Source organism: Escherichia sp. R1, from assembly GCF_003000935.1.
In the GTDB taxonomy this organism is placed as follows: Bacteria; Pseudomonadota; Gammaproteobacteria; order Enterobacterales; family Enterobacteriaceae; genus Escherichia; species Escherichia coli.
The window spans coordinates 1-7965 of the sequence record NZ_PSRU01000045.1 but is presented as its reverse complement, the minus strand read 5'-3'; the positions used below and the strand labels follow the sequence as shown (position 1 = coordinate 7965).

Genomic DNA, 7965 nt, shown 5'->3' with positions numbered 1-7965 from the left:
GCAGTTGCAGAATTTCAGATTCCAGTTCAGCCACCGTGCGGGAACCAGGAGTACCGAGCCCTTTTCTGGCGGCGGTAACCCATTGTCCTAAAGTGCCTTCAGGAAGAGATAATCGGGAAGCGCCTTCGCTGATCGAAAGTTGATTTTCAAGAACCGTTCTGACAGCTTCGGCTTTGAACTCTTTAGAGTAACGTTGGTTTTTTCTGCTCATTATTAGCTCCTTCTGATGCCATTCTATTTCAGGAAGGAGTGTCCGTTAAACTCAGGCTACCTCAGTCATCGACCAAATCATCCCAGTCGTCTCGCACCACTGACCATTCATGGTTGACATGTGGTGGAAATCCGCTTCTACAGTAACCATTTTTTATTCGCAAAACCGAACACGCCATACGGATAGCTGTTAACTGGCATGCCGAGGCAGTCGTTATTTATATTTGGTTTTGCCAATAATCTTTATTTTTTGTAAAAAGTAAATATAAATTATTCTCATTATTGTTTGTATTTGTGTATTGTCTTGCCGGTTAACATGATCGGAGATTAGTAATATGCGAATAACCACTCTGGCTTCCGTAGTCATTCCCTGTCTCGGATTTTCAGCCAGCAGCATAGCTGCTGCAGAGGATGTGATGATTGTCTCTGCATCCGGCTATGAGAAAAAGCTGACTAACGCAGCCGCCAGTGTTTCTGTGATTAGCCAGGAGGAATTGCAGTCCAGCCAGTACCACGATCTGGCGGAGGCTCTGAGATCAGTAGAGGGTGTGGATGTTGAAAGTGGTACGGGTAAAACCGGTGGGCTGGAAATCAGCATCCGAGGAATGCCAGCCAGTTACACGCTGATACTGATTGATGGTGTTCGTCAGGGCGGAAGCAGTGACGTGACTCCCAACGGTTTTTCTGCCATGAATACCGGGTTCATGCCCCCTCTGGCCGCCATTGAGCGTATTGAGGTTATCAGGGGGCCGATGTCCACACTGTATGGCTCTGATGCGATGGGCGGTGTGGTGAATATCATTACCAGAAAGAATGCAGACAAATGGCTCTCTTCCGTCAATGCAGGGCTGAATCTGCAGGAAAGCAACAAATGGGGTAACAGCAGCCAGTTTAATTTCTGGAGCAGTGGTCCCCTTGTGGATGATTCTGTCAGCCTGCAGGTACGCGGTAGCACACAACAGCGTCAGGGCTCATCGGTCACATCACTGAGCGATACAGCAGCCACGCGTATTCCTTATCCCACGGAGTCACAGAATTATAATCTTGGTGCACGTCTTGACTGGAAGGCGTCGGCGCAGGATGTGCTCTGGTTTGATATGGATACCACCCGGCAGCGTTATGATAACCGGGATGGGCAACTGGGGAGTCTGACGGGGGGATATGACCGGACCCTGCGCTATGAGCGAAACAAAATTTCAGCTGGCTATGATCATACTTTCACCTTCGGAACATGGAAATCGTATCTGAACTGGAACGAGACAGAAAATAAAGGTCGTGAGCTCGTACGCAGTGTACTGAAGCGCGACAAATGGGGGCTTGCCGGTCAGCCGCGGGAGCTTAAGGAATCGAACCTTATCCTGAATTCATTACTGCTTACCCCTCTGGGAGAATCTCATCTGGTTACGGTGGGGGGCGAGTTTCAGAGCTCGTCCATGAAAGACGGAGTTGTCCTTGCCAGCACAGGTGAAACTTTCCGGCAGAAAAGCTGGTCGGTATTTGCTGAGGATGAGTGGCATCTCACGGATGCACTTGCGCTGACTGTGGGCAGCCGCTATGAACATCATGAGCAATTCGGGGGACACTTCAGTCCGCGTGCATATCTGGTCTGGGATGTGGCAGATGCCTGGACGCTGAAAGGCGGTGTGACCACGGGATATAAGGCACCCAGAATGGGGCAGCTACATAAAGGGATTAGTGGTGTATCCGGGCAGGGAAAAACAAATCTACTTGGTAACCCCGACCTGAAGCCGGAAGAGAGCGTCAGTTATGAGGCTGGGGTGTATTACGATAACCCCGCCGGTCTGAATGCCAATGTCACAGGTTTTATGACTGACTTCTCCAACAAGATTGTCTCTTATTCCATAAATGATAACACCAATAGCTATGTAAACAGCGGAAAGGCCCGGTTGCATGGTGTGGAATTTGCCGGCATATTGCCGCTGTGGTCAGAGGATGTCACGCTGTCACTGAATTACACCTGGACCCGAAGTGAACAACGTGATGGTGATAACAAAGGTGCGCCGCTGAGTTATACCCCTGAACACATGGTGAATGCGAAACTGAACTGGCAGATCACCGAAGAGGTGGCATCATGGCTGGGTGCCCGTTATCGCGGGAAAACACCACGTTTCACCCAGAATTATTCGTCACTGAGCGCTGTACAGAAGAAAGTGTATGATGAGAAAGGAGAATACCTGAAAGCCTGGACGGTGGTGGATGCAGGTCTGTCGTGGAAGATGACGGATGCCCTGACGCTGAATGCTGCGGTGAATAACCTGCTCAACAAGGATTACAGTGACGTGAGCCTGTACAGTGCCGGTAAGAGTACGCTGTATGCCGGTGATTACTTCCAGACGGGATCATCAACAACAGGATATGTGATACCTGAGCGAAATTACTGGATGTCGCTGAACTATCAGTTCTGATAATAACAAAACGCTATCACTGACGGTAGAATACGTTGCCACTGCAACTCCTGGCGGAACAGTGGCAACGTATTAGGTTAAGTGCATTTCCGATCCGCTAATGAGATTTCGTTACCAACAACTAATATCGTCACAGGAAATGCACGGATTATTTTTAACTTATCATTTACATACTTGTCCAGAGTGTAAGCGCACCGTGAAGGACGTGGGGTAAAAATTAGTGTACAGAGAGAGTGACGTTCCAGGGCAACAACTCTTTCATGCGGTTTGTAGTGGTCAAGTAATATTGGCCACGGTTTTACAGTAAAAACGGTATCTGTTCTCTGATTCTTCCGGCGTCAACCCACCGTTGTAATGGTGAGGCCTGACGCTATTGTAATAATTCAGGATATAACCGCTAATTTGTTGCCGGGCCTCGTCCTTGCCTACGTAACCATCCGTCGGCACCCATTCTGTTTTCAGACTGCGGAAGAAGCGTTCCATAGGACTGTTATCCCAGCAGTTTCCCCGTCGGCTGACACTTTGCTTTATCCTGTAACGCCAGAGAAGCTGTTGATATTTCAGTCCTGTATACTGACTTCCCTGGTCGCTATGGAACATGACGTCCCGCGGCTGACCACGCACCTCATACGCCATCCGCAAGGCACTGCTTATCAGTGCAGTATCGGCATTCGCTGACAGGCTCCAGCCGATAACCCTGCGGGCAAAAAGATCCATGACGACCGCCAGATAGCACCAGCGATTTCCTGCCCAGATATACGTAATATCTCCGCACCATACCCTGTCTGGCTCCGGTACAGCGAACTGACGCTCGAGCAGATTCGGCAAACACGTATGCTCCTGACAGGCATTTTTGTATTGATGTTTTCCGGGCTGACAACTGCTCAGGTTCAGGTATTTCATCAGCCGTCCGGCACGATAACGGCTCATCGGGACGCCGTTTTGGGTCAGCATTTCAGCCAGCGTGCGCGCGCCTGCAGAGCCCCGGCTCTGGTTCCATGCCCGGCGTATTTCGCTGCACAACCTGACGCGAGCCGAATTAACCGTATCGCGTCGTTTTCGCCAGTACCGGTAACTGCTACGGTGTATTCCCAGTGCGGAACAGAGGCTGACAACTGAGTGGCTGTCACTCAGTCTGGAAACTATCGTAAACCGTTCAGTGAGTCGGACATCAAGAGCGCGGTAGCCTTTTTTAATATCGTATTTTGTTCCTCCAGTCGGCGAACCTGCTTTTCCAGCTCGCGAATACGTTGCTGTTCAGGGGTAATGGGTGTTGCAGAGGGCGCAATACCTTGGCGCTCTCGCCTGAGCTGACGTACCCAGCTCTCAAGCGTGGTAGAACCGACATTCATCGCCTCACTGGCTTGTCGATACGAATAGCCCTTATCAACAATCAGCTGTGCACATTCCAGCCTGAACTCAGGGGTGAAAGTACGTTTGGTTTTCTTGTTCATTAAGTCACCTGTTTTGTGTTGAGGTGAGAATATCACCTTTAATCAGGTGGCCAAATTTACTGTGCCACTACAGTTGGCAGGCCAGGTGTTGATTACACTGATCACGTGGCGTAGCCACGTTTCCGGCTCGATTCCGTTAAGTTTTGCAGCTACCGATCAGGCTGTACATCACTGCCGCACTATCGCTCGTCATCTCAAAGTCCGGTCTCGTCAGCAGGAAGGTATCATTCTCTCCCGCCATTTTTCCGGGGGCCCGGTCAGATAAGTCCCTTTGTCTATCGCTGACTCCTGGCTCATAACCCGGTTAGCAGAATGCAGGGTCACCACCTCGCCACGACCGAATCCGGATAAGTCAATTGCACCTTCTCAATCGCCATTTTGTCACAATTAAGTTTGATAAATCATGTCACCTCTGCACTGAATCTGCTCCAGTGCCTCATTGGTCTCCGTCCACCCCTTTAAACTGCCGGATAAGACTGCTGCACAGCGCCTTCCCCGGAATCAAATCACTTTCCCTGTCCGCCACAATCCGCTTCATGCCACCTCGTATTTTGTTTCAGAGACCGGAATCTGCCAGAAAGTGACTACGCGTGCACATATCGGTTTTCTGGGTTACATGCATCGTGTTATTTTCTGAAATGCAAAATAATAAAAAACAAGGACACATAATGAAGGATGAAATACACAGTACCAGCATCAACCCGGATGTTGTTGAGCAGTTTCTGGCCCTTATGAACACACATTGTAAATCCTCAGAAGAGGCGCTCGCCATGTTGAGTACGCTTTGTTACAACCTGATGGTGACATGTGGTATCCATTCCATGGACAGCCAGATGCTCAATGGGCATGGGATATCCATGCAACTTCAGGGGATTGATATTGCCGAAAGGCCAGGTAAGAATATTCACTAACCTGAACAGGGTCTGAAAACGCTGTCTTTTCAGGCCTCTGCAGGCAAAAACTGATGACAACAAAATTTCTGCGTTTGTACCCCACCGATGAAAAAGACAAAAACTCACACCGGGCTTCTAGCCAGTAAAGATAAAACCCGACGTGTCAGCCTCTACGAAACGCCAACGGCATGGTGTATCAGGGGGCAGGAGTGCTACAGCAAAAGTACAGGACGCCGCTGTGGCAGCCACGACAGTCTGAGCAGACTGCGCCTGGACAGCATTAAGCCTGTTGAATGAGTGGTGGCACCATGAAAGATAACAACACAACCGCCACCCCAGAAGCCTGGAAAATGCGTTTTCTGGCCAACGGGACATCCGGCACATGGTTTTACACTGACGACATTACAGTCACTGACGCGTGGCTTCGCGCGCACCCGGATGATGTGGAGGTTATCCCTCTCTGCCGGATACCACCCCGTCAGCATTCCCATGAACAACATATTGAAGAACTCCGTGCAGCCCTGGCCCGGATGCTGCATATGCATCATATGATGCTGGAAACCACGCATTACAGGGAAAACATCACCGATGCCCGTTGTATCCGTGAAATGCATGAAGCTCCATTACAGGCGCTCAATATTCTGGCCAGATACCCGCATAAAAAGGACGAGGTGTGACGCATGTGGCTACTGATTTTCTGGCTTTCATCTCCCTTTAATGTCTCTTCCGGTGATGCCCGGCAGCCCACACTGGCGGTGCACAGCCAGGCATTTCATACCGAACGGGCCTGTCGCGATGCATTGCACGCCATTAAAAAGGAGAATGTTGGCGAATTTTCTCTGCGGGGCGTTTGTGTTTCTGACGGAAATACGAAGGAGGAAGCTGAGAGCTCATGACGGATATTACTGACAGACATACACTTCGCCGTATGTCCTGGTCGGAACTCTTCACGGCAGCACAGGAAGCGGAATTTCAGCGTGATTACGAGCGTGCCAGAATAGTGTGGTCATTCGCCTTACATGTTGCAACAACCACGATTAACAAAAATCTGGCCATAGCTCATATTCGACGCTGCAATACTTTGTTGCATAAATCAAAAACAGTACCCGGAAACAACACGGGGGGCCGATCAGTGTGCCTGAGACCCCAACATCCCCGGAGATGACTGACATTCCGGACTGACGCAGTTGCTGCATATCTGTGGCAATACGTTGTATCCAGCCAGACAGGTTATCCCGCGTAGTGACAATTAACCCGCTTTCCTGCACCAGCTTCAGCCGGGCCGTCGGGGATTTTACCAGCCGGAAATATCAGTAAAACAACATATCATTATGCCATGGTGTACGCGGCCAGTGTACGCTTACTTAAGGAATGAGGGATAAATTGGATATTATTACTTCACTTTGCTTTTTTATGAGATTCATCACATAAGTGGGGTTTTACTGTTAAATAATCTGAATTTATTTGATATCCGTAAAGCAGATGTCTCAGTTCGCTGTTTCCAACTTTTGTTATTCCTCTGGGGCGAATGCTGTTTCCGCTGGAATATTCACCTGGCACCAGTCCCAGAAAAGCCATGAGCTGTTCAGGATTGGAAAATCGCGAAAAATCACCCAGTTCAGCAACCAGGGTTATTGCGATTAGTTGACCAACACCTTTAAGAGCCTGCAACTGGCAGACCAGATTGCACAGAGATCACTCAGGTAACAGGCGAGATATTTCCTGATCGAGTTGAAGTATGCGATCTTCAATCTGCTCCAGATTCTGACAATAATGTTGAAAGCAATCTGTTGAGATAGCAGACCAAATGATTGAGCGAGCGTTAGTGATGACAAACGTATCCAGGTACTTCTTATCTCATGGTGTTTTGGTGGATTTCTTGAGGCGGCAGCCGGATACGGTACAGCGGTAGCAATCCCCATTGGTATACTGATTGCTCTGGGCTTTAACCCACTAAAAGCAGCGATTGCATCACTGGTTGCTAATACAGTCCCTACAGCGTTTGGGGCAGTAGGTATACCTGTCTCTGTACTTGCTGAACAAGTTAATTTACCTGTAACCACACTCAGCGGGACAATTATTCTTCAACTGGCACTGTTCAACATTCTGCTTCCTTTCGTCATCGTCGCGATTATCGGTGGTGGTATGAAGACTATACGAGGCGTTGGACTAATTACCCTGATGTGTGGTGTCAGTACATTAATTCCCCAGTATCTGGTGGCTGTTAATCTTGGCGCGGAACTCCCGGCTTTCGCGGGTAGTCTTGTCAGTCTGATAGTAATAGTCTTTATGGCGAAAAACCGTAAAGAAAAAACCGCCCCTGAATTGGGGATGCGGACGATTTCCTGGACTGCTTTATTATGCCAGCCCACATTGTTGGCGGTACATTTCAGGGCTGACTGCACCCAGCGATAATTTTATACGCCGCTCGTTATACCATCTGATGTAAGCATCTACATGCTGCATGAACTTTTCTGGCGTGATGCCCGACCATTTACGCCCATAATACATTTCCGTTTTCAGTCTGCCGAAAAAACCTTCGCATGCGGCATTATCAGGTGAACATCCTTTACGGGACATTGAGCGAATAAGACCTGCTGCATTCACTCTTTCCAGCCAGCCTGGCCAGCGATAATGCCCACCTCTGTCACTGTGTATCACCGGTCGTTCGCCAGCATTTAACGTTTCGACAGCGCTATCCAGCATAGTGTTGACCAGCTCAGCATCGGGGCGTGTACTGAGAGACCAGCTAATAACTTTTCCATCGAAGCAGTCCACCACCGGTGACAGCCAGACTTTACCTGCAGGGAGTTGGAACTCCGTGATATCTGTCAGCCATTTCTGATTAGGTTGCTATGAACCGCCCCGGGTTTCCTGGAGAGTGTTTTATCTGTGAACTCAGGCTGCCAGATCATCGTTTCCGATGGAAGCATAATAAGCTTTTTCTGCTTCTGCCGGAGGAGTATGGCCCAGCCTTTCCAG

At 49.3% G+C, this 7965-nt stretch carries 8 protein-coding genes and 4 pseudogenes; 6 read left to right on the top strand and 6 right to left on the bottom strand.

The window, feature by feature from the left end; all coding sequences use genetic code 11:
- Together C4F37_RS26405 and C4F37_RS28320 are read right to left on the bottom strand one after the other, a co-directional pair.
- Positions 1-211, bottom strand: a 211-nt coding sequence (locus tag C4F37_RS26405; protein WP_135167694.1) for a transposase, incomplete at its 3' end; no start/stop codon positions are given.
- Positions 212-424: 213 nt separating this feature from the next.
- Entirely contained in the window at positions 425-607 is a 183-nt protein-coding gene (locus C4F37_RS28320) for a hypothetical protein (protein WP_032143654.1), read from the bottom strand.
- On the opposite strand from C4F37_RS28320, the gene iha reads away from it, so the two are divergent.
- Complete coding sequence (gene iha / locus C4F37_RS26395; protein ID WP_001223343.1) at positions 546-2636, top strand: bifunctional siderophore receptor/adhesin Iha; 2091 nt, start codon at positions 546-548, stop codon at positions 2634-2636. The genes C4F37_RS28320 and iha overlap by 62 nt on opposite strands.
- Before the next feature lie 276 nt (positions 2637-2912).
- On the opposite strand, the gene C4F37_RS26390 is transcribed toward iha, so the two are convergent.
- Positions 2913-4090 (bottom strand): IS3 family transposase gene (locus tag C4F37_RS26390; protein ID WP_152895938.1). Its coding sequence is split into 2 segments (ribosomal slippage): positions 2913-3832 and positions 3832-4090, totalling 1179 coding nucleotides; the frame shifts between segments, so codons are not numbered across the junction.
- A gap of 42 nt (positions 4091-4132) precedes the next feature.
- Positions 4133-4265, bottom strand: a pseudogene (locus tag C4F37_RS27475) (transposase domain-containing protein); the annotation flags it as partial.
- Positions 4266-4758: 493 nt separating this feature from the next.
- Between C4F37_RS27475 and C4F37_RS26380 the strand changes: the two are divergent.
- The 4 genes from C4F37_RS26380 (at position 4759) to C4F37_RS28495 (ending at position 6148) form a co-directional block, all read left to right on the top strand.
- On the top strand, positions 4759-5001 hold the full coding sequence (locus C4F37_RS26380; RefSeq protein WP_001296383.1) for a hypothetical protein: 243 nt from the start codon (positions 4759-4761) through the stop codon (positions 4999-5001).
- Between the two features lie 290 nt (positions 5002-5291).
- Complete coding sequence (locus C4F37_RS26370) at positions 5292-5660, top strand: hypothetical protein (RefSeq protein ID WP_001521284.1); 369 nt, start codon at positions 5292-5294, stop codon at positions 5658-5660.
- A gap of 3 nt (positions 5661-5663) precedes the next feature.
- Positions 5664-5879: a hypothetical protein gene (locus tag C4F37_RS26365; RefSeq protein WP_000266542.1), complete on the top strand. Its 216-nt coding sequence runs from the start codon at positions 5664-5666 to the stop codon at positions 5877-5879.
- On the top strand, positions 5876-6148 hold the full coding sequence (locus C4F37_RS28495) for a hypothetical protein (protein WP_001327722.1): 273 nt from the start codon (positions 5876-5878) through the stop codon (positions 6146-6148). Before C4F37_RS26365 ends, C4F37_RS28495 begins: the two co-directional genes overlap by 4 nt.
- A 308-nt stretch (positions 6149-6456) precedes the next feature.
- Here the strand turns inward: C4F37_RS28495 and C4F37_RS26355 are convergent.
- Positions 6457-6797: pseudogene (locus C4F37_RS26355) on the bottom strand (transposase); the annotation flags it as partial.
- A gap of 1 nt (position 6798) precedes the next feature.
- Here C4F37_RS26355 and C4F37_RS26350 point away from each other — a divergent pair.
- Positions 6799-7308: pseudogene (locus C4F37_RS26350) on the top strand (L-lactate permease); the annotation flags it as partial.
- 33 nt (positions 7309-7341) lie between these two features.
- Here the strand turns inward: C4F37_RS26350 and C4F37_RS26345 are convergent.
- Positions 7342-7833: pseudogene (locus tag C4F37_RS26345) on the bottom strand (IS3 family transposase); the annotation flags it as partial.
- Positions 7834-7965 lie beyond the last annotated feature (132 nt).

What these genes read in the sequence shown, in the direction of transcription:
- iha (WP_001223343.1), top strand. Translation starts at nt 546, where the DNA reads ATGCGAATAACCACTCTGGCTTCCGTAGTCATTCCCTGTCTCGGATTT.
- C4F37_RS28320 (WP_032143654.1), bottom strand. Translation starts at nt 607, where the DNA reads ATGCTGCTGGCTGAAAATCCGAGACAGGGAATGACTACGGAAGCCAGA.
- C4F37_RS26380 (WP_001296383.1), top strand. Translation starts at nt 4,759, where the DNA reads ATGAAGGATGAAATACACAGTACCAGCATCAACCCGGATGTTGTTGAG.
- C4F37_RS26370 (WP_001521284.1), top strand. Translation starts at nt 5,292, where the DNA reads ATGAAAGATAACAACACAACCGCCACCCCAGAAGCCTGGAAAATGCGT.
- C4F37_RS26365 (WP_000266542.1), top strand. Translation starts at nt 5,664, where the DNA reads ATGTGGCTACTGATTTTCTGGCTTTCATCTCCCTTTAATGTCTCTTCC.
- C4F37_RS28495 (WP_001327722.1), top strand. Translation starts at nt 5,876, where the DNA reads ATGACGGATATTACTGACAGACATACACTTCGCCGTATGTCCTGGTCG.